At 67.3% G+C, this 19,784-nt stretch carries 21 protein-coding genes and 5 pseudogenes; 8 read left to right on the top strand and 18 right to left on the bottom strand.

Annotated elements, in window-relative coordinates; genetic code table 11:
* The 3 genes from BN4332_RS26585 to carD form a co-directional block, all read right to left on the bottom strand.
* The coding region (locus BN4332_RS26585; RefSeq protein ID WP_200820358.1) for a 2-C-methyl-D-erythritol 2,4-cyclodiphosphate synthase at positions 1–291 on the bottom strand (291 nt) is incomplete at its 3' end.
* On the bottom strand, positions 288–965 hold the full coding sequence (ispD, locus tag BN4332_RS26580; RefSeq protein ID WP_066902414.1) for a 2-C-methyl-D-erythritol 4-phosphate cytidylyltransferase: 678 nt from the start codon (positions 963–965) through the stop codon (positions 288–290). The genes ispD and BN4332_RS26585, both read right to left, overlap by 4 nt.
* 6 nt (positions 966–971) lie before the next feature.
* Positions 972–1,460: an RNA polymerase-binding transcription factor CarD gene (gene carD, locus BN4332_RS26575; protein ID WP_003921720.1), complete on the bottom strand. Its 489-nt coding sequence runs from the start codon at positions 1,458–1,460 to the stop codon at positions 972–974.
* A gap of 285 nt (positions 1,461–1,745) precedes the next feature.
* On the opposite strand from carD, the pseudogene BN4332_RS26570 reads away from it, so the two are divergent.
* Positions 1,746–2,174, top strand: a pseudogene (locus BN4332_RS26570) (copper chaperone PCu(A)C domain-containing protein); the annotation flags it as partial.
* Here BN4332_RS26570 and BN4332_RS26565 read toward each other — a convergent pair.
* Both BN4332_RS26565 and BN4332_RS26560 read right to left on the bottom strand, forming a co-directional pair.
* A pseudogene (locus BN4332_RS26565) lies at positions 2,173–2,553 on the bottom strand (class I tRNA ligase family protein); the annotation flags it as partial. The pseudogenes BN4332_RS26570 and BN4332_RS26565 overlap by 2 nt on opposite strands.
* Positions 2,554–2,572: 19 nt before the next feature.
* A pseudogene (locus BN4332_RS26560) lies at positions 2,573–2,779 on the bottom strand (2-C-methyl-D-erythritol 2,4-cyclodiphosphate synthase); the annotation flags it as partial.
* Position 2,780: 1 nt separating this feature from the next.
* Between BN4332_RS26560 and radA the strand changes: the two are divergent.
* Together radA and disA are read left to right on the top strand one after the other, a co-directional pair.
* Positions 2,781–4,004, top strand: a pseudogene (gene radA, locus BN4332_RS26555) (DNA repair protein RadA); the annotation flags it as partial.
* 21 nt (positions 4,005–4,025) lie between these two features.
* On the top strand, positions 4,026–5,144 hold the full coding sequence (gene disA, locus BN4332_RS26550; protein ID WP_066902411.1) for a DNA integrity scanning diadenylate cyclase DisA: 1,119 nt from the start codon (positions 4,026–4,028) through the stop codon (positions 5,142–5,144).
* 1 nt (position 5,145) lies between these two features.
* Here the strand turns inward: disA and BN4332_RS26545 are convergent, their stop codons facing one another.
* Together BN4332_RS26545 and BN4332_RS26540 are read right to left on the bottom strand one after the other, a co-directional pair.
* Entirely contained in the window at positions 5,146–5,916 is a 771-nt protein-coding gene (locus tag BN4332_RS26545; RefSeq protein WP_200820357.1) for a hypothetical protein, read from the bottom strand.
* 73 nt (positions 5,917–5,989) lie between these two features.
* The gene (locus BN4332_RS26540) at positions 5,990–6,610 is read right to left on the bottom strand and encodes a carbonic anhydrase (RefSeq protein WP_066902409.1); all 621 of its coding nucleotides are present in this window, start codon (positions 6,608–6,610) and stop codon (positions 5,990–5,992) included.
* A 25-nt stretch (positions 6,611–6,635) separates the two neighbouring features.
* On the opposite strand from BN4332_RS26540, the gene BN4332_RS26535 reads away from it, so the two are divergent.
* Both BN4332_RS26535 and BN4332_RS26530 read left to right on the top strand, forming a co-directional pair.
* Positions 6,636–7,508: an iron-sulfur binding domain-containing protein gene (locus tag BN4332_RS26535; RefSeq protein WP_066902408.1), complete on the top strand. Its 873-nt coding sequence runs from the start codon at positions 6,636–6,638 to the stop codon at positions 7,506–7,508.
* 61 nt (positions 7,509–7,569) lie between these two features.
* Complete coding sequence (locus BN4332_RS26530) at positions 7,570–7,875, top strand: hypothetical protein (protein ID WP_066902407.1); 306 nt, start codon at positions 7,570–7,572, stop codon at positions 7,873–7,875.
* Positions 7,876–7,879: 4 nt separating this feature from the next.
* Here BN4332_RS26530 and BN4332_RS26525 read toward each other — a convergent pair whose 3' ends face one another.
* Positions 7,880–8,857, bottom strand: a complete 978-nt coding sequence (locus tag BN4332_RS26525; protein ID WP_066902406.1) for a GlxA family transcriptional regulator — start codon at positions 8,855–8,857, stop codon at positions 7,880–7,882.
* 71 nt (positions 8,858–8,928) lie between these two features.
* Between BN4332_RS26525 and BN4332_RS26520 the strand changes: the two genes are divergently transcribed.
* Positions 8,929–9,171 carry a hypothetical protein gene (locus BN4332_RS26520; protein ID WP_066902405.1) on the top strand — a complete coding sequence of 81 codons (243 nt, stop codon included), beginning with the start codon at positions 8,929–8,931 and terminating at the stop codon, positions 9,169–9,171.
* On the opposite strand, the gene BN4332_RS26515 is transcribed toward BN4332_RS26520, so the two are convergent.
* Positions 9,154–9,915: an alpha/beta fold hydrolase gene (locus BN4332_RS26515; RefSeq protein ID WP_066902416.1), complete on the bottom strand. Its 762-nt coding sequence runs from the start codon at positions 9,913–9,915 to the stop codon at positions 9,154–9,156. The two genes, BN4332_RS26520 and BN4332_RS26515, sit on opposite strands and share 18 nt — an antisense overlap.
* Before the next feature lie 39 nt (positions 9,916–9,954).
* On the opposite strand from BN4332_RS26515, the gene mhuD reads away from it, so the two are divergent.
* Together mhuD and BN4332_RS26505 are read left to right on the top strand one after the other, a co-directional pair.
* Complete coding sequence (mhuD, locus tag BN4332_RS26510; protein WP_066902404.1) at positions 9,955–10,272, top strand: mycobilin-forming heme oxygenase MhuD; 318 nt, start codon at positions 9,955–9,957, stop codon at positions 10,270–10,272.
* Positions 10,235–11,614, top strand: coding sequence for a serine hydrolase (locus BN4332_RS26505; RefSeq protein ID WP_200820356.1), 1,380 nt, complete (start codon positions 10,235–10,237; stop codon positions 11,612–11,614). Before mhuD ends, BN4332_RS26505 begins: the two co-directional genes overlap by 38 nt.
* A gap of 6 nt (positions 11,615–11,620) precedes the next feature.
* Here BN4332_RS26505 and BN4332_RS26500 read toward each other — a convergent pair whose 3' ends face one another.
* From BN4332_RS26500 to BN4332_RS26460, 9 genes and pseudogenes are all read right to left on the bottom strand, one after another.
* Positions 11,621–12,166, bottom strand: coding sequence for a histidine phosphatase family protein (locus BN4332_RS26500; RefSeq protein ID WP_066902403.1), 546 nt, complete (start codon positions 12,164–12,166; stop codon positions 11,621–11,623).
* A gap of 6 nt (positions 12,167–12,172) precedes the next feature.
* A complete protein-coding gene (locus tag BN4332_RS26495; protein ID WP_066902402.1) occupies positions 12,173–12,931 on the bottom strand; it encodes a CbtA family protein in 759 nt (252 codons plus the stop codon).
* Positions 12,932–12,952: 21 nt separating this feature from the next.
* Positions 12,953–13,162 (bottom strand): CbtB domain-containing protein, encoded by a 210-nt coding sequence (locus BN4332_RS26490; RefSeq protein WP_066902401.1) that lies wholly within the window; start codon positions 13,160–13,162, stop codon positions 12,953–12,955.
* A 260-nt stretch (positions 13,163–13,422) separates the two neighbouring features.
* Positions 13,423–15,966, bottom strand: a complete 2,544-nt coding sequence (clpC1, locus tag BN4332_RS26485; RefSeq protein WP_066902400.1) for an ATP-dependent protease ATP-binding subunit ClpC — start codon at positions 15,964–15,966, stop codon at positions 13,423–13,425.
* A 314-nt stretch (positions 15,967–16,280) separates the two neighbouring features.
* Positions 16,281–16,622 (bottom strand): histone-like nucleoid-structuring protein Lsr2, encoded by a 342-nt coding sequence (gene lsr2 / locus BN4332_RS26480; protein WP_066902399.1) that lies wholly within the window; start codon positions 16,620–16,622, stop codon positions 16,281–16,283.
* Positions 16,623–16,752: 130 nt separating this feature from the next.
* Positions 16,753–18,276, bottom strand: coding sequence for a lysine--tRNA ligase (gene lysS, locus BN4332_RS26475; protein WP_066902398.1), 1,524 nt, complete (start codon positions 18,274–18,276; stop codon positions 16,753–16,755).
* 34 nt (positions 18,277–18,310) lie between these two features.
* Positions 18,311–19,126 (bottom strand): type III pantothenate kinase, encoded by an 816-nt coding sequence (locus BN4332_RS26470; protein WP_066902397.1) that lies wholly within the window; start codon positions 19,124–19,126, stop codon positions 18,311–18,313.
* Positions 19,126–19,542, bottom strand: a complete 417-nt coding sequence (gene panD / locus BN4332_RS26465; protein ID WP_066902396.1) for an aspartate 1-decarboxylase — start codon at positions 19,540–19,542, stop codon at positions 19,126–19,128. The genes BN4332_RS26470 and panD overlap by 1 nt, the downstream gene beginning before the upstream one ends.
* Positions 19,542–19,784 (bottom strand): annotated as a pseudogene (locus BN4332_RS26460) (pantoate--beta-alanine ligase); the annotation flags it as partial. The pseudogene BN4332_RS26460 and the gene panD, both read right to left, overlap by 1 nt.

Below are 19,784 nucleotides of genomic sequence, written 5' to 3'. Positions count from 1 at the left end.
GGCATTGCCGATCCGGAAGCCCGCCTGCTGCACCAGCTCCCGCACATGACGGAGCATGTCCGCGCCGGTGACCCCACGCCATTCCGGCCGGTCGGTGCCGAACACCCCGCCGAGGTCGCCGAGCCCGGCCGCACTGAGCAGCGCGTCGCACAGGGCATGGGCGGCCACGTCGCCGTCGGAATGGCCGGCACAGCCGTCGGCGCCTTCGAATTCCACGCACAGCAGCCAACAGGGCCGGCCCGGCTCGATCGGATGGACGTCGGTACCGAGACCGACCCTGGGGATCATCACGTGGCGCGGGCCATCACGGTCTCGGCGAGCAACAGGTCCATCGGCGTGGTGATCTTGAACGCCATCGGGTCGCCGTCGATGACCTGCACGGGCGTACCGATCTGTTCGACCAGCGACGCGTCATCGGTGACCACACCCGACCCGGCCCGCTGATAGGCGCGACGCAGCACGTCGGTGCGAAACCCCTGCGGGGTCTGGATGGCACGCAGACCTGCGCGTTCCGGTGTGCCCAGCACCGCACCGTTGGCATCGATCGCCTTGATGGTGTCGGCCAGCGGGAGACCGGGAACGACGGCCGCGTGTCCCTCTGCCAGCGCCGCGACGACCCTGGCGATCAGCGCCGGAGGGGTCAACGCCCGGGCGGCGTCGTGTACGAGGATGAAATCGGGATCGCCTGCGGCTGCCACCGCATCCAAGGCCAGCCCCACCGATTCGGTTCGATCGGCGCCCCCGGCCACGATCTGCGCGTGCTCCCCGAAGACCAGGGTGGCCTCGTCGGTGAGCGCGGGCGGAACCGCGACCACGACCTTGTCGATCACTCCGGAGACCACCAGCCCGTTCAGGGCATGCTCCAGCAGGGGTTTGTCCCCCAGATTGACGAACGCTTTCGGCCTGCCCGCGCCTAGCCGCTCACCAGAGCCGGCAGCCGGGACGACCGCGACAGTTGTTGCCACGACCCGTCAGGACGCGGCGGCCAAAACCTCGTCGAGGATGGTCTCCGCCTTGGCGTCATCGGTGTTCTCGGCCAGCGCGAGCTCGCCGACCAGAATCTGCCGCGCCTTGGCCAGCATTCGCTTCTCACCCGCGGACAGGCCGCGTTCCTGATCCCGCCGCCACAGATCCCGGACCACCTCGGCAACCTTGTTCACGTCACCGGAGGCCAGCTTCTCGAGGTTGGCCTTGTAGCGGCGCGACCAGTTGGTCGGCTCTTCGGTGTGCGGCGCGCGCAGCACCTGGAAAACCTTGTCGAGGCCTTCCTGGCCCACGACGTCGCGGACACCGACATACTCGGCGTTCTCTGCGGGTACTCGAACGGTCAGATCACCCTGGGCGACCTTCAGTACGAGATATTCCTTCTGCTCGCCTTTGATGGTCCGGGTTTCGATCGCCTCGATCAACGCAGCACCGTGATGTGGATAGACGACGGTGTCTCCGACCTTGAAAATCATCTGATTCGAGCCCCTTTCGCTACTCCATGCTAACACGGGCCTGGATCACACGCGCACCAACTGCGCAGGTCAGGGGCACTGCAGGTGAAGAACAGGGGTTGACATGGTGACGAAACCGTGCAACCGCGGCCGCCTCCGGAGGCCCGAAATGGGCGGCCCCGCAAAGCCGTTGTGGCCTCGATCCGCACTCCGGCGACCCCTCTGCCAAGCCCTCGCATTCCACCCGCCGCGGGCACCTACTACTCTGCATAGTCGAAGTACGCCGACCCAGCTCAGGAGGCTTGAGTGAACCGCTTCGCAATGCGCGCCTCGGCCGGTCTGGCCGCATGTGGCCTGACCGTAGCCGTTCTCACCGGCTGCAGCGCCGGGCAGGTCTCCCAGACGGCGACCCAGGAACCCGCGGTCAACGGCGTGAATGCGCAGGCCGGCTCCGTCGCGCTGCGCAACGTCCACCTGCGGGCGCCGCAGCAGAAGGACTACGTCGAGGCAGGCTCCGAGGCCGAACTGCTGTTCGTCGCGGCCAACGGATCCGTCGAGGAGCCCAACAAGCTCGTCTCGATCACGTCCAATGTCGGCGAGGTGGCCCTGTCCGGCGACCAGACCATCCCGGCCGGTGGAGTGCTCATCGTCGGCGAACCCGACGGCCAGCTGAAGCCGCTGGAGCAGACCGAGGCCGCCGACGCCGTCACCGCCAAGGTCACCCTGACCAANCCCGGGGCTCGGCCGACGGCGGCAACACGCCCAGCGCGTCGTACGCGGCGCTGAAGGCCCGCTCGTACGTCGCGGCCCACTCCCACCAGGGCCGGCCGGCATCGGCCGCCTTGTTGAGGATCTTGTCGTCGATGTCGGTGACATTGCGGATGAAGGCAACGTCGTATCCATTGGCGGTCAGCCAGCGGCGCAGCACGTCGAACGCGACTCCGCTACGGACATGGCCGATGTGCGGCAAGCCCTGGACGGTGGCACCGCACAGGTAGATCGAAGCGTGCCCCGGCCGCAGCGGTACGAAATCACGTACGGCACCCGCCATGGTGTCGTACAGCCGCAGATCGGAGGCAAACCCCGACTCGGCAGCTTGAGCGCGATCGGTCACGACGTGCCAGCTTACCGGCCTATTCGGCCGGAACCACCAAAGCGCTGGCTATCGCGGCCAAACCTTCGCCCCGGCCGGTCAGCCCGAGCCCGTCGGTGGTGGTCGCCGAGACCGATACCGGGGCCCCGATCAACTCCGAGAGCAGCTGCTGAGCCTCGTCCCGGCGCGGCCCGATCTTGGGCCGGTTGCCGATCACCTGAACCGTGGCATTGCCGATCCGGAAGCCCGNCTCGATCGATCCGGGCATCACCCGGCACTACCCCACCGGCGTCAGCGAGCTGGACCGGGTGCTCGGCGGCGGTCTGGTCGCCGGTTCGGTCACGCTGCTGGCCGGGGATCCCGGCGTCGGCAAGTCCACCCTGCTGCTCGAGGTCGCCAACCGCTGGGCGCACACCGGGCGGCGCGCGCTGTATCTGTCGGGTGAGGAGTCGGCGGGTCAGATCCGGCTGCGCGCTGAACGCACCGGCTGTAAGCACGAAAACGTCTATCTGGCAGGCGAATCCGATCTGCAGATCGCGCTCGGCCACATCGACGAGGTCAAACCCAGTCTGGTGGTGGTCGATTCGGTGCAGACCATGTCCACCACCGAGGCCGACGGTGTGACCGGTGGCGTGACGCAGGTGCGCGCGGTGACCACCACGCTGACCGGTTACGCCAAGACCGCCGTCGGCGACCCGGCGGTGGCCATGATCCTGGTGGGGCACGTCACCAAGGACGGAGCAATCGCCGGCCCACGTTCACTCGAGCACCTCGTCGACGTGGTGCTGCACTTCGAGGGCGACCACACGTCGAGCCTCCGGTTGGTGCGCGGGGTCAAGAACCGATTCGGCGCGGCCGACGAGGTCGGCTGTTTCCAGATGCACGACAACGGAATCGAATGCGTCAGCGACCCGTCCGGGCTGTTCTTGGATCAGCGTCCGGCCGCGGTTCCCGGTACCGCGGTGACGGTCACGCTCGACGGCAAGCGCCCGATGATCGGTGAGGTGCAGGCGCTGCACGCGCATCCGGTGGGGCCGCCACGGCGCGCGGTCAGCGGTATCGACTCGGCCCGCGCGTCGATGATCGGGGCGGTGCTGCAGACCCGCTGCGGGTTGCCCATCGGCAACAACGATCTCTACCTGTCCACCGTCGGCGGGATGCGGCTCACGGACCCGTCCTCGGACCTGGCCGTGGCCCTGGCCATCGCGTCGGCCTACCTGGGCATCGCATTGCCGATGAACGCCGTGGTGATCGGCGAGGTCGGGTTGGTCGGCGATCTGCGCCGGGTCACCGGCATGGACCGCAGGCTGGCCGAAGCGGCGCGGCTGGGGTTCAACGTTGCCGTGGTGCCACCCGGGGTCACCAGTGTGCCCGCCGGGTTGCGGGCCATCACCGTCGATCACATCGGGGCCGCAATCCGGGCACTCAAAGACATCGCGATTGCCAGCAATCAATCCGATCACGGACAATAGCGGCCGACCCTAGGAGAGCTGATGGCCGTGAGTTCCGGTGCCAGGACGAGCCGCACCGTCGTGCATCTGGCGCGGCCGACATTGCGGGAGACCCTCGGGCGGCTGGCGCCCGGCACCCCGCTGCGCGACGGCCTGGAACGCATCCTGCGTGGTAAGACCGGCGCGCTGGTGGTGCTGGGCTACGACGACAGCGTCGAGGCCATCTGCGACGGCGGGTTCGCCCTGGACGTGCGCTACGCCCCGACCCGGCTTCGTGAGCTCTCGAAGATGGACGGCGCCGTGGTGCTCTCCAGCGACGGCAGCCGGATCGTGCGGGCCAACGTGCAGCTGGTGCCGGACCCATCGATCCCGACCGACGAGTCCGGGACCCGCCACCGCTCGGCCGAGCGCACCGCCATCCAGACCGGCTATCCGGTGATATCGGTCAGCCACTCGATGAGCATCGTGACGGTCTATGTCGCCGGGGAGCGCCATGTGGTGCCCGATTCGGCGACCATCCTGTCGCGGGCCAACCAGACCATTGCCACGCTGGAGCGCTACAAAGGCCGGCTCGACGAGGTGAGCAAGCAGCTGTCCACCGCCGAGATCGAAGACTTCGTGACCCTGCGCGACGTCCTGACCGTGGTGCAACGCCTGGAGATGGTGCGCCGGATCAGCTTGGAGATCGACGCCGACGTCGTCGAACTGGGCACCGACGGCCGCCAGCTGAAGCTGCAGCTCGACGAACTGGTCGGCGACAACGAGGCCGCACGCGAGCTGATCGTGCGGGATTACCACGCCCTGCCGGACCCGCCGACCGCCGCGCAGGTCCACGCGACGCTGGACGAGCTCGATGCCCTCACCGACAACGAGTTGCTCGACTTCACCACGCTGGCAAGGGTTTTCGGTTACCCATCGACAGCCGAGGCGCAGGATTCGGCCATGAGTTCGCGCGGCTACCGCGCAATGGCCGGGATCCCACGACTGCAGTTCGCCCACGTCGATCTGCTGGTCCGCTCGTTCGGCTCACTGCAGGGGCTGCTGGCCGCCAGCGCGGACGACCTGCAGTCGGTGGACGGGATCGGCTCGATGTGGGCGCGGCACATCCGTGAGGGTCTGTCGCTGCTGGCCGAATCGACCATCGCCGACCGGCTGGCCTGACTCAGTTACCCGGCGCGGGAATCTCCGCCGCCGGTGCACCCTCGGCGGGCGGCGGGGCCGGCTGCTGCGGATTGGGTTGAGCCAGGATGAACGGCACCGGGGCGGATCTGAGATTGCCCAGCTGCACCATCAGGTTGTAGGTGCCGGGCCCGATCGGCTGACGCGGCATCGGGCACTGCGGGGCCGAGCCCATGCCGGTCCAGGTCACCTCGGTCGTCACCTGCTCGCCCGGGTTGAACGTCTTCACCAGGGTCTCGTTGGACGGTGCGCAGTCCAGGTTGGACCACAGCCGGTTGTTGTCCAGCGAGTACACGTAGGCGGCCAGAACCGCGGCCCCCACATCGCGCTTGCAGGCCACCAGGCCGATGTTGGTCACCACCATGGTGAACTTCGGCTGATCTCCCACCACGTATTCGGGCTGGCTGGTGATGCCCTTGACCGCCAGCGTCGAATCCGGGCAGTCGTCGCCCTCCTTCAGCAGCGGTGGCGGAGTGACCGCGGCCGTCGGCGTGGCCGTCGGCGCGGGCGCATGCTGCGCCGGAGGCACCACCGGGGTCTTGACTTCGGGGTTCTCCCCCGGCAGCGGCGTCGGCTGGGCAGCGGCAGCGGGTTCGTCGGCGGGCTTGGTCTCAGCTCCGGAACTGCTCGTCACGATCACCGCGACGATCGCGGCGATGATCCCCACGACGACTACCGCGATTCCGATCGCCAGCGCCCTGCGCCGCCAGTAGATCTGTGCGGGCAGTGGCCCATGGGGTTCGAGATCCAACACAGGTTTCACGGTAAGCCCAGGTCATGCACAGTTGCCCGAGGCGACCCGGCGTGTCGGCGGGCCGGCAAAATTCTCAGACTTCGCCGATGTCGCCCAGATGGCTGCGCAGCTCCACCCGGCCGTCGGACAAGTGGTAGGTGGCACCGACGATGGCCTGGGTGCCGGCGGCAAGGCCGTTGGAGATCGCGGCCGAACGCATCTGCAGCTGTGTCACCGTCTCCTTGACGTGGTAGGCCTCGAACTCGTCGACCCGGCTCAGGCCGGCGTGGCGACCCATCAGGATCGACGGTGTGACCCGCTCGACGATGTCGCGGACATAGCCGCCGGGCACCTGACCCTCGTCGAGGGCGTTGATGGCCGCCTTGACCGCACCGCAGCTGTCGTGTCCGAGGACCACGATCAGCGGGACCTCCAGGATGGAGACCGCGTACTCGATCGATCCCAGTACCGCGTTGTCGATCACGTGGCCGGCGGTACGCACCACGAACATGTCGCCGAGGCCCTGGTCGAACAGCAGCTCGGCGGCCACGCGGCTGTCACCGCAGCCGAACACCACGGCGGTGGGCTTCTGCCCGTGGGTCAGCCTGGCCCGCCGGGCGATGTCCTGGCTGGGATGCTGCGGTTCGCCTGCGACGAAGCGGGCGTTACCGTCCTTGAGTGCCTTCCATGCGGACACGGGATTCGAGTTGGGCATATAAGCCATTTTGCATGAGGTGCCGATGACCATCGACTCGGATGAGCTGGTGCGGTGGTATCGGCACGCCCAGCGCGACCTGCCGTGGCGGAAATCAGGCGTCACAGCGTGGCAGATATTGGTCAGCGAATTCATGCTGCAGCAAACTCCGGTGGCCCGGGTCGAGCCGATCTGGCTGGCCTGGATCGAGCGGTGGCCGACGCCATCGGCCACCGCGGCTGCCGGTTCGGCCGAGGTGCTGCGGGCCTGGGGCAAGCTCGGCTACCCGCGACGGGCCAAACGCCTGCACGAATGCGCGGTGGTGATCGCGGACGAGTACGGCGATGTGGTGCCGTCCGACGTCGAGACGCTGCTGACCCTGCCCGGCATCGGTGCCTACACCGCGCGTGCGGTGGCCTGCTTCGCCTATTCGGCCAGCGTCCCCGTGGTGGACACCAACGTGCGCCGCGTGGTCACCCGGGTGCTGCGCGGGCAGGCCGACGCACCTGCCCGGACCCGCGACCTCGACGACGTGGCCGCACTGCTGCCGGCCGACGAGACCGCACCGACGTTCTCCGCCGCACTGATGGAGCTCGGCGCCACGGTGTGCACGGCCAGGTCTCCACAGTGCGGGATCTGCCCGCTGAGCCGATGCCGTTGGCGCACCGCGGGTTACCCGGCCGCTGCCGTCGCCAAGCGCGTCCAGCGGTACGCCGGGACCGACCGCCAGGTCCGCGGCCGGTTGCTGGACGTGCTGCGGGACAGCAGTTCTCCGGTGACGCGCGCGCAACTCGACGTGGCCTGGCTCACCGACACCGCCCAGCGGGACCGCGCCCTGGACTCGCTCCTGGTCGACGGCCTCGTCGAGCAAACTGCCGACGGACGGTTCGCGCTGGCCGGCGAAGGTGAAATTACATGAGATCGGCATGAATTCGGGTCGCGCTATCCCAAATCCGTTCTCCACCACATAGAACGGATGCATGTCAAGGAAATTCTCGGCGACTTTCGGATGTACAGCGGTCGCCCTGGCCGTGGGCCTCGGCCTCGCGGCCCCGGCCGCCGCGGCACCGTCCGGCATCGGTTCGGCCGCCGACACCGTTCGCGAGCTACAGAACCGGGGCTATCAGGTCCAGATCAACTCCAACGCCAACACCGGCCTGTCGAACTGCCGGGTGACCGGCGTGCACGGGTTGTCCGACTCGAACATCGACGCGGACGGCCGCCGGATCGACCCGACGAAGCACAACACGGTCTACGTGAACGTCGCCTGCCAGCCCGACGGCTGACCAGTCAGGCCGTCGCCTCCTCGGCAGCAGCGTCGGTGCCGCAGGCGAACTGGCGCCGGTAGTCCGACGGGGTCACGCCGATGACCCGGCGGAAGTGGTGGCGCAGCAGCGTCGCGGTGCCGAAACCGGCCTGCCCGGCGATCCGGTCGATGTCGAGGTCGGTCTCTTCGAGCAGCCGGCGCGCGTATAGCACGCGCTGGTCGGTGATCCACTGCATGGGCGTGGTGCCCGTCTCCTCGACGAACCGCCGGGCGAAGGTGCGGGTGGACATCGCCGACCGCCTGGCCAGGGTCGTCACCGTGTGCGGCTTGTCCAGGTTTCCCATGATCCAATCCAGGTGCGGCGCAAAGCCTTCCGAACACCGCACCGGGATCGGCTGGTCGATGAACTGACGTTGCCCGCCGTCGCGCTGCGGTGGGACCACCATGCGCCGGGCGATCTTGTTGGTCACCTCGCTGCCCAGCTCACGGCGGACCAGGTGCAGGCAGGCATCGATCCCGGCGGCGGTACCTGCGCTGGTGATCAGGTTGCCGTCGTCGACGAACAGCACGTTGCGGTCCACCTTGGCGGTCGGGTACTTGCGGGCCAGCGCATCGGCATGCATCCAGTGCGTGGTGCACGGCCGGCCGTCCAGCAGACCGGCGGCACCGGCCAGGAAGGCGCCCGAGCAGACGGTGAGGATGATCGAACCCGCATCGGCCGCCGCGCGCACGGCGTCGAGCGCCTCGGGCAAGTAGTCCGAGGTGCCGATCGCCGGGATCGCCACCAGGTCGGCACCCTGTAGGGCGTCGAGGCCGTGTTCGGGCGTCAGGGTCGCTCCGACCGACGTGCGCAGCGGCTTGCCGGGTTCGGGGCCGCACACCTTGAAGTCGAAGTTCGGCACCCCGTCGGCGGAGCGGTCGATCCCGAAAACCTCACAGATGACGCCGAACTCGAAGACCGCCAGGCCGTCGAGCACCAGCGTGGAAACGCTTCTCAGCATGGCAGCATTTTATCGCAAGGTGTCAGCGCTGCCACTGTTGGCGGGATATGTCGGCAACAACAATTACTGCCATGACTGTTGCAATCGCCTTGATCATCCTGGCCTCGCCCTTCGTGGTCGCCGCGGCTGTGAGCTGGGCGGCTCGGCGCAACAACCTCATGCGGTTCCGGCTGGACCTGTTCGACATCCCGTTCACGGTCGGTCAGCCCGACTACGAGAGCTACCGCGCCGGCCATGACCTCGACGCCATCCGCACCCGCTTCGAACGTCAGCCGTCCTGGCCCAGCGCCGGAGCGTCAGGCGAGCGCCGTTAGGAATTCGGTGACCGCCCGGCGATAGACCTCGGGCTCATCGTCGTGAATCAGGTGGCCCGCCCCGGGAACGTGCAGATACGTTGTCGCCTGGCCGATCTCGTCCATCCGGCGCATCTGGCCGGGCGGCGCCACCGAGTTGCCCGCCTCCAGCAGCAGGGCCGGCACCCCGACCGCCTGCCACTGCCGCCAGTAGTCCCGCGTCCCCCATTGGGCGGCGATGTCCAGCCACCACTGCGGGTGCCCGTGCAGCCGCCAGCCGGTGGCGGTCCGGTCGAACGCCTCCAAGAAGTACTGCCCGGCCACCGGCCCGAACTCGTCGTAGACCTCTTGCGCCGAGCCGAATTCGACGGGCAGCGCATGCACCCAGGGCTCCCACGGACCGGTGGTGCGCCCACGGAAATCTGGGGCCATGTCCTCTACCACCACCGCCCTGACCAACTCAGGGCGCGCCGCGGCCAGGCACCAGGAATGCAGGGCGCCCATCGAATGGCCCACCATCGCGGCCGGACGCCCGAGCGCGGCGACCGCGTCGCCCAGATCCGCCACAAATCGCTCGGTGCTGATCGGATACGGATCGACCACGTCGCGCCCGCGATGCCACGGCGCGTCATACGTGTAGACCTCGCCCAGATCCGTCAGCCACGGCAGTTGGCGCGACCAGGTGGTGCCGCGGCCCATCAGGCCGTGCACCAGGACGATGGGCTCGCCACGGCCCCCGCGACGGGTGAGCAGATCTGTGACCATCCCGTTATCTTGCCGGGCCGCCACGGTAGCCTGAACGCCATGCCCGTCGTGAAGATCAACGCCATCGAGGTCCCGCCCAACGCCGGCCCGGAACTGGAGAAGCGGTTCGCGCACCGTGCACACGCCGTCGACAACCAGCCGGGGTTCCTCGGCTTCCAGTTGCTGCGCCCCGTCAAGGGCGAAAACCGCTATTTCGTGGTGACGCAGTGGGAGACCGAAGAGGCCTTCCAGGCCTGGGCCTCCGGTCCGGCCATCGAGGCACACAAGGGTCAGCAGGCGAACCCTGTGGCCACCGGCGCTTCGCTGCTGGAGTTCGAGGTTGTGCTGGACGTTGCAGGGCCCGCTGCCCAGGGGTAGCCGCGGCCGGACGCTGCTGCACCGCACGGTCGGCCTGACGGCCGTCGCAGCGGTTGCCGCGGCCCTGGCCACTGGCTGTTCGCAGAACGTCGCGCCCGCGGCCGAAGTGTCCTACGGCGCGCACATCGACACCATCACCCCACCCGGTCTGCGGGCCAAGCAGACCATGGACATGCTGAACTCCGACTGGCCGATCGGCCCGATCGGGGTCCGCACGCTGGCCACGCCGGACAAGGTCGACCTGGTGGGCACCAAGATGGACTCGATCTGGTGGGATCGCCCGTTCCGGGTCACCTCCGTCGACATCGGCGCCACCCAGGCGACGTTGCACGTGCTGAACTCGTACAACGTGGCCCAGGACATCGCGCTGCGGACCAACGAGGCCGGGCTGGTCGACCGCTTCGACGTCACGCTGGTGCCGCCGAAGATCGACACGTGGTCCGACATCGACACCGAGCTGACCAAATCCGGTGCGCGCTACTCCTACCGGGTTTCCAAGGTGGTCGACGGCAAGTGTGAGCAGGTCGCCGGGACCAACACCGACCTGTCCCTGCCACTGGCCTCGATCTTCAAACTCTATGTGCTGCTTGCGGTTTCCGATGCGGTCAAAGCCGGGACGTTGAAGTGGGACGATCACCTCACCATCACCAAGGAAGGCAAGAAGCTGGGCTCGGCCGGGCTCGACAAGCTTCCGCCCGGGGCACAGATCACCGTGCGTACCGCCGCCCAGCAGATGATCTCGGCCAGTGACAACATGGCCACCGACCTGCTGATCGAGCGGATGGGCACGGCCGCAGTGGAACGCGCTCTGGTGACCGCGGGGCACCACGACCCGGCCAGCATGACCCCGTTCCCGACCATGCACGAGGTGTTCTCGGTCGGCTGGGGTGAGCCGAACCTGCGCGATCAGTGGAAGGCCGCCTCGCCTGCCGACCGGGTGGCACTGCTCGAGCAGACGAATTCCCGTCCGTACGAACCAGATCCGAACCGTACCCACACACCGGCGTCCAACGACGGTCTGGAATGGTTCGCCAGTGCGGCCGACATCTGCCGGGTGCACGCCGCACTGCAGGCCTCGGCCGTCGGCCCGGCCGCACCCGTCAAGCAGATCCTCTCGGCGCTGCCCGGAATCGATCTGGACCCGGCGAAGTGGACCTACATCGGCGCCAAGGGCGGCAACCTGCCCGGCGACCTGACCTTCAGTTGGTACGCGGTCGACCACACCGGACAACCCTGGGTGGTCAGCTTCCAGCTGAACTGGCCGAAGTTCCGCAGCCCCACGGCGGCCGGGTGGTTGCTCTCGATCGCCAAGCGGGCGTTCGCCATGGCACCGGTGGGATAGCCCGGACTAGTTGCTCCGCAGTGTCCAGGCCTGACCCCGGAAGTGCATCACCGTGCGGCTCAGCGGCGCGATGTCGATGCGCCAGAACGACTTCGGTGGAGCGTCGAGAGCGACCAGGATGGCCGCTCGGATCACCGCCGGATGGGTCACGGCGACCAGTCGTCCCTGCAGCGGGGCCAGGCCGTCCATCCACCGGCGCACCCGCCTGACCAGCTCCACCACGGATTCGCCGCCGTGCGGCGCCTGCGTCGGGTCGGTCAGCCACACCGCCAGGTCGGCGGCTCGCACCCCGGCCAGGTCGATTCCCCGCCAGCTGCCGAAGTCGAGATCGGCCAGCTGGGGTTCCACCACCGCCGACAGCCCCAGCAGTTCGGCCGTCTGACGGGCCCGCTTCTCCGGACCGCAGTAGGCCGAGTCGACGACACCGAGTTCGACGGCATCGGCCTGGCGGTGTCCCAGCGGACTCAGCGGCTCGTCGGTGGGAAATCGTCCGGCCGCCGTCGCGTCGGTCATCGCATGCGACACCAACGACAGCCGGACGACCTCACTCATCGACGATCACGCTGCGACGGACTGCTTCTTCTCATCGAGCAACTTCGAGGCCAGCGCACCGAACACCAGGCCGATCGTCGTCCAGATGACGACCTGGGTGCCCAGCGAATACAACCGGAATTCGTAGAGGTCGTCGGCGGGGAACGACGACGGGGTCTCATGAATGCCCGGCAGGATCAGGAACACCACCGCCATCGACACCACGTAGTCCGCCGCCCCGACGAGCGTGGCATTCCACGCCCCCAGCTTGGGCGTCAGCCGCCGTGCCAGCAGGACCGAGCCGACGAACAGCGCGGCCGAGAGCACCACCACCAGCAGGTACAGCAGGGTCCGCTGCTGGATGGTCCCGTCGAGGCTGACCGCCGGCGGATTGGGCGGGTACTTGAGCGCCGGGACGATCCACAGCGAGACGAGCATGCCGCCTGCCGTCAGGGCCGACAGCGCGCGGGCGGACAGGTTGGCCCGGCCGTACACCGCGCAGAACACGACGGCCAGCAGGGCGCCCATGGCGACGCTGAAGATCAGGACACCGAAGCCCATCCCGATGTTGGACTGCACTCCGCGGCTGAACACCTCGGCGCTCTCGCCGCCGCCGTGGGTATGCCCGCCGTGTGAGTGCCCCGCCTCAGGTGCCGCACCGACACCGTTCTCGAAGTCGATCGCTCGACCGATGACCGGTTCGATCAGCACCTTCGCCCACAGGAAGGCGAGCACGCCGGCCAGGGCGCCGGCCAATAGGCCGCGCCCGATCAATTGTCTTTCCATTGACTCGGTTGCCTCGCCCGCTCAGTGGCAGGGGAATCCGAGCAGGTGGCGCGCATCGTGCACGAACTCGTGCACGTAAGTGTTGTTGCCGAACACCGACGTGGCGCCCTGATCCATTCCGACGAAGTAGAGGGCCAGCAGCGCCAGGAAAGCCGTCAGGGTGAGCCACAGCACGGCCTTGGTGGCCGACAGGTCTACAGCCCGACTCTTGGTTGCCTCGGTGGATGTCATCTACGGGTCCTTTCCGGGAATTCGCGTCCCAGTCCGTGTCGTGACAGGTTCAGGGTCTGACTGTTAACAGTGGCGCGGCCGTCCTGGAGTCTCACCAGAGTTCCGTTGCCTGTCGATTACAGCAAGCATCGTAACCACCGCGCAGGANACCACCATTTGGACAATAACAGAAAGCCCCTACCCCACGCCGCAGAAAACCCCGGTGCGGAGAAAAAAAACCCCCCCGCCGTTGAGGCGGGGGCTTTTTCTCGAGCCTGTGGCTACTCGGCCGACGAACCGGTCGAACCGGCCGCACTGGCACCGGCCAGATCCGGCTCTGCCGACGGGGCCTTGGGTGCACCGGAGAACGTGAACTTCGCATCCTCGCCGGCACCTTCGCCGTCCCAGCCCTCGACGTCGACCGTGACCAGCTGACCGGGGCCGAGCTCCTCGAAGAGGATCTTCTCCGACAGCTGGTCCTCGATCTCGCGCTGGATGGTGCGACGCAGCGGCCGCGCGCCCAGCACCGGATCGAAGCCACGCTTGGCCAGCAGTGCCTTCGCCTTGTCGGTGAGCTCCATGGCCATGTCCTTGGCCTTGAGCTGGTTGCCGACCCGGCTGATCATCAGGTCGACCATCTGGATGATCTCGTCCTGCGTCAGCTGGTGGAACACGATGATGTCATCGATGCGGTTGAGGAACTCAGGTCGGAAGTGCTTCTTGAGTTCGTCGTTGACCTTCTGCTTCATCCGCTCGTAGTTGTTCTCCCCACCGCCCTGGCTGAAGCCCAGCCCGACCGCCTTGGAGATGTCGGACGTGCCCAGGTTCGAGGTGAAGATCAGCACGGTGTTCTTGAAGTCGACCGTGCGACCCTGACCGTCGGTGAGACGGCCGTCCTCCAGGACCTGCAACAGGCTGTTGTAGATCTCCTGGTGGGCCTTCTCGATCTCGTCGAACAGCACGACCGAGAACGGCTTGCGACGCACCTTCTCGGTGAGCTGGCCGCCCTCTTCGTAGCCGACGTACCCCGGAGGGGCACCGAACAGCCGCGATGCGGTGAAGCGGTCGTGGAACTCGCCCATGTCGATCTGGATGAGCGCATCGTCGTCGCCGAACAAGAAGTTCGCCAGCGCCTTGGACAGCTCGGTCTTACCGACACCGGACGGGCCGGCGAAGATGAACGAGCCGGACGGGCGCTTCGGGTCCTTCAGGCCGGCGCGGGTGCGGCGGATCGCCTTGGAGACGGCCTTGACGGCATCCTCCTGGCCGATGATCCGCTTGTGCAGCTCCTCCTCCATGCGCAGCAGGCGCGTGGTCTCGGCCTCGGTGAGCTTGAACACCGGGATACCGGTCCAGTTGCCGAGCACCTCGGCGATCTGCTCGTCGTCGACCTCGGCGACGACGTCGAGATCACCCGAACGCCACTGCTTCTCCCGCTCGGAGCGCTGGGCGACCAGCTGCTTCTCGCGGTCGCGCAGGCTCGCGGCCTTCTCGAAGTCCTGCGCGTCGATCGCGGACTCCTTCTCCCGGCGCGCGTCGGCGATCTTCTCGTCGAACTCGCGCAGGTCTGGCGGAGCGGTCATCCGGCGGATGCGCATCCGGGCGCCGGCCTCGTCGATCAGGTCGATGGCCTTGTCCGGCAGGAACCGGTCGTTGATGTACCGGTCGGCCAGGGTGGCCGCGGCCACCAGGGCACCGTCGGTGATCGAGACGCGGTGGTGCGCCTCGTAGCGGTCCCGCAGACCCTTGAGGATCTCGATGGTGTGCTCGACGGTCGGCTCGCCCACCTGCACCGGCTGGAACCGGCGCTCCAGGGCGGCGTCCTTCTCGATGTACTTGCGGTACTCGTCGAGGGTGGTGGCACCGATGGTCTGCAGCTCACCGCGGGCCAGCTTCGGCTTCAGGATGCTCGCGGCGTCGATCGCCCCCTCCGCAGCTCCGGCTCCGACGAGGGTGTGCAGCTCGTCGATGAACAGGATGATGTCGCCGCGGGTGTTGATCTCCTTGAGCACCTTCTTCAGGCGCTCCTCGAAGTCACCGCGGTAGCGGCTGCCCGCGACCAGCGAACCCAGGTCCAGGGTGTAGAGCTGCTTGTCCTTGAGCGTCTCGGGGACCTCGCCGTGCACGATGGCCTGGGCCAGACCCTCGACGACGGCGGTCTTGCCGACGCCGGGCTCACCGATCAGCACCGGGTTGTTCTTGGTGCGCCGGCTCAGCACCTGCATGACCCGCTCGATTTCCTTCTCACGGCCGATGACCGGATCGAGCTTGCCCTCCATGGCGGCGGCGGTCAGGTTGCGGCCGAACTGGTCGAGGACCAGCGACGTCGACGGGTTGCCGGACTCGCCTCCGCGTCCTCCGGTACCGGCCTCGGCGGCCTCCTTGCCCTGGTACCCGCTCAGCAGCTGGATGACCTGCTGGCGCACGCGCGTCAGCTCGGCGCCGAGCTTGACCAGCACCTGCGCCGCGACACCCTCGCCCTCACGAATCAGGCCGAGCAGAATGTGCTCGGTGCCGATGTAGTTGTGGCCGAGCTGCAGCGCCTCACGCAGAGACAGCTCCAGCACCTTCTTGGCGCGCGGCGTGAACGGGATGTGGCCGGACGGCGCCTGCTGCCCCTGGCCGATGATCTCCTCGACCTGGCTGCGCACGCCTTCCAGCGAGATGCCCAACGACTCCAGCGACTTGGCGGCTACGCCCTCGCCCTCGTGAATAAGACCCAACAGGATGTGCTCGGTCCCGATGTAGTTGTGGTTGAGCATCCGGGCTTCTTCCTGAGCCAGGACGACGACCCTGCGGGCACGGTCGGTAAATCTCTCAAACATCGGTGGTTACCTGCTCTCCATCGCGTAGCGATACCCGCGTACGGCTGCGTTCTCTCGGTTTTCTCGTAGCTCGCACGAAGTATCTGCCGTCCACTCTAATGGGCGGCCGTCTCGGGTGCGGAGGTTGGCGGTCCGTTCCGCCGGCCCATCCACCCACGACTGGCTGTCCACTCCTGGTGCTGCAGTGGAGCAACGCCGCGGATGAGGGATTCGTTTCCGAAATCCGCGCCTTTCAGGTTCGCCACTAGCGAAAAACTCCGGACCGGGAATTCTCACCGGTCCGGAGCTGGCAACTATCGGTAATGTTGCGGCGACTATGTGGCGGCGTGGAAAGCGTCGATGACGTCGGCGGGGATCCGCCCGCGGGTCGACACGTTGTGACCGTTGCGGCGGGCCCATTCCCGGATGGCGGCGCTCTGCTCACGATCGATGGCGCCCCGGCCACGCGCCGGACCCGCGGCCCGGCCACGGCGGCGCCCACCGACCCGGCGTCCGGCCTCCACCCATTGCTTCAGGTCGTTACGGAGCTTGGCGGCATTCTTGGCGGAAAGGTCGATCTCATAGGTGACGCCATCGAGGCCGAATTCGACCGTCTCGTCGGCGGTGGCTTCACCGTCGAAATCGTCGACCAACGTGACGGTCACTTTCTTTGCCATTACCCCGCACCGAACCCTTCTGCTCACGCATTGGCGACTAACTCTGAGTATCCTGCACCCGCGCCCAATGTGCCACAAAACGCGCACATTTCCAACAACGTGTGGTGCGCGGCAGTTCGGTTGCTACGTCTCAGTTGCTGTGACGGCGAACAATCGGGAACAAAACCGTCTCCCGAATAGACAACCCCGTCAACGCCATCAACAAGCGATCGATACCCATTCCGGTGCCGGTGGTCGGCGGCATCGCATACTCCAATGCGGCGAGGAAATCGTCGTCGAGAACCATTGCCTCGTCATCACCCGCGGCGGCCGCCCGGGCCTGGGCTTCGAAACGTTCCCGCTGGATTACCGGATCGATGAGTTCGGAATATCCGGTGGCCAGTTCGAAGCGCCTGATGTAGAGGTCCCACTTCTCGGTCACCCCGGGCACGCTGCGGTGCGCCCGGGTGAGCGGGGTGGTCTCGACGGGGAAGTCGCGGACGAACGTGGGAGCCCACAACTTCTCGCCCACGGTGTGTTCCCAGAGTTCCTCGATCAATTTTCCGTGTCCATAGCCACGGTCACGCGGAATCTCAAGCTCGAGCCCGTCGGCTATGCGCCACAAGTGCTCGACCGAAGTGTCCGGCGTGATCTCCTCACCGAGCGCCTCGGACAACGAGGGATACATTTCCAATGTGTCCCATTCTCCGTCGAGATCGTAGATAGTGCCATCAGGCAATGGCACTTGGCGCGTGCCGATCGCATCGTCGGCGACCTCTTGAATAAGTTCCCGCGTGACCACCGCCGAATCGTTGTAGTCACCGTAAGCCTGATATGTCTCGAGCATCGAGAATTCCGGCGAGTGCGTTGAATCCACACCTTCGTTGCGAAAGTTCCGATTCAACTCGAAAACCCGGTCAAATCCGCCGACGATACAGCGTTTCAGGAACAGTTCCGGTGCGATCCTCAGGTACAGATCGACATCGAGCGCATTGGAATGGGTGATGAAGGGACGGGCCGCCGCTCCACCGGCCAGCGTCTGCAGCATCGGCGTCTCGACCTCGAGGAATCCGCGGCGTTCCAGCGCCGAACGCACCGCCCGCACCACGGCCACCCGCTGCCGGGCGATGCTGCGCGCCTCCGGGCGCACGATGAGGTCGACGTAACGCTGACGCACCCGGGCCTCTTCGCTCATTTCCTTGTGAGCAACCGGAAGCGGCCGCAGCGCCTTGGCCGCCATCTGCCACGAATCGGCCAGCACGGAGAGCTCCCCGCGCTTGGAGCTGATCACCTCGCCGTGGACGAACACGATGTCGCCCAGATCGACGTCGGCCTTCCAGGCATCGAGCGACTCCTGCCCCACCTGTGCCAGGCTGATCATCGCCTGCAACTGGGTACCGTCACCCTCCTGCAACGTCGCGAAGCACAATTTGCCGGAGTTCCGAGCGAACACCACGCGACCCGAGACGCCGACGATGTCGCCGGTCTGGGTGTCGGCGGCCAGCTCGGGATAGGCCGCGCGCAGTTCGGCCAGCGAATGCGTGCGCGGCACGGTCACCGGATAGGGATCGCGGCCCTCGGCGAGCAGGCGCTCCCGCTTGGCCTGACGGATCCGGAACTGCTCGGGAAGGTCGGCCTGGGACTGGGACGCGTCGTCGCGATCGGCTGGGGTCACAGAATGCCAGCTTAAATGAACACGCGAGTGCCGATCACCGCGCGGGCTTGAGCCGGCCTCGCTGACTGTCGCGGTTGCGCTCGAACACCAGACGCAGACCGTCGAGGGTCAGGTGCCGGTCGTAATGCTGCACCGTGCGCAGGTCGGGCAGCACCAGCGGCGCGGTGTATCCGGTGGCCACCACCGCCACGTCGTCGCCGGAGAACCCGTCGACGTCCTCGCGAATCCGGTTGACCAGCCCGTCGACCAGCCCGGCGAAGCCGAACACCGCACCGGCCTGCATGCACTCCACGGTGTTCTTGCCGATCACGGAACGCGGACGGGTCAGCTCCACCCGGCGCAACGCGGCCGACCGCGCGGCCGCGGCATCCGATGACACCTGGACCCCCGGTGCGATGGCCCCGCCGAGGAACTCCCCCTTGGCCGACACCACGTCCACACAGATCGACGAACCGAAGTCGACGATGATCGCCGCGGTGCCGTACTTGTGATAGGCGGCAAGGCAATTCACGATGCGGTCGGCGCCGACCTCCTTGGGATTGTCGACCAGCAGCGGGATGCCGGTGCGAACGCCCGGTTCGATCAGCACGTGCGGCACCGTCGGCCAGTACTGTTCGAGCATCAGCCGCACCTCGTGCAGCACCGAGGGCACGGTGGACAACCCGGCAGCCCCGGTCAAGCGCTCGGAGTCGTCACCGATCAGCCCGTCGATGGTGAGCGCCAACTCGTCGGCCGTCACCTCCGACTCCGTCCGGATCCGCCACTGCTGCACCACTTTCGCGTGATCCCCGGAGCCCGAGATCAACCCGACGATGGTGTGGGTGTTCCGGACGTCGATGGCGAGCAGCATCAGCGCGGCGACATCAGTTCGGAGACGTCCTCGGGGACATAGGCCGGGTCGTGGCTGTGCACGCCGAGGTCGATCTGCTTGTTGTCCTTGTCCACGAACACGATCCGGGGCCGGTACTCGCGGGCCTCGGCATCCTCCATCACCCCGTAGGCGATCAGGATCACCAGATCGCCGGGGTGGATCAGGTGCGCCGCGGCGCCGTTGATCCCGATCACCCCGGTGCCGCGCTCGCCGGTGATGGCATACGTCACCAGCCGGGCGCCGTTGTCGATGTCGACGATCGTCACCTGCTCGCCTTCGAGCAGGTCGGCGGCGTCCATCAGGTCGGCATCGATGGTCACCGAGCCCACATAGTGCAGGTCGGCCTGCGTCACGGTGGCGCGGTGAATCTTGGATTTCAACATCGTGCGTTGCATCAGTTCCTCCAGGGCAGTTCGTGGTTGTCGCCGTCGCCGACGCGCGGATGTCCGTCGATGCCCGCGGACGCTCCGATGTCGACAGAAATGTTGTCCAACAGCCGAGTTCGGCCCAGCCGGGCCGCCACCAGCAGCCGGGCCTGGCCCTCGCCGGGCGCGGGTCCGAGCAGCGGGTCGCGCACCACCAGGTAGTCGACCTCGATGGCGGGCACCTCGTCGAGCACCGCCCGGGCCGCGTCCAC

It is taken from the genome of Mycolicibacterium houstonense (genome assembly GCF_900078665.2).
GTDB lineage: Bacteria > Actinomycetota > Actinomycetes > Mycobacteriales > Mycobacteriaceae > Mycobacterium > Mycobacterium houstonense.
The sequence above is the reverse complement of the archived record's forward strand: the minus strand, read 5'-3'. Positions and strand labels throughout refer to the sequence as shown.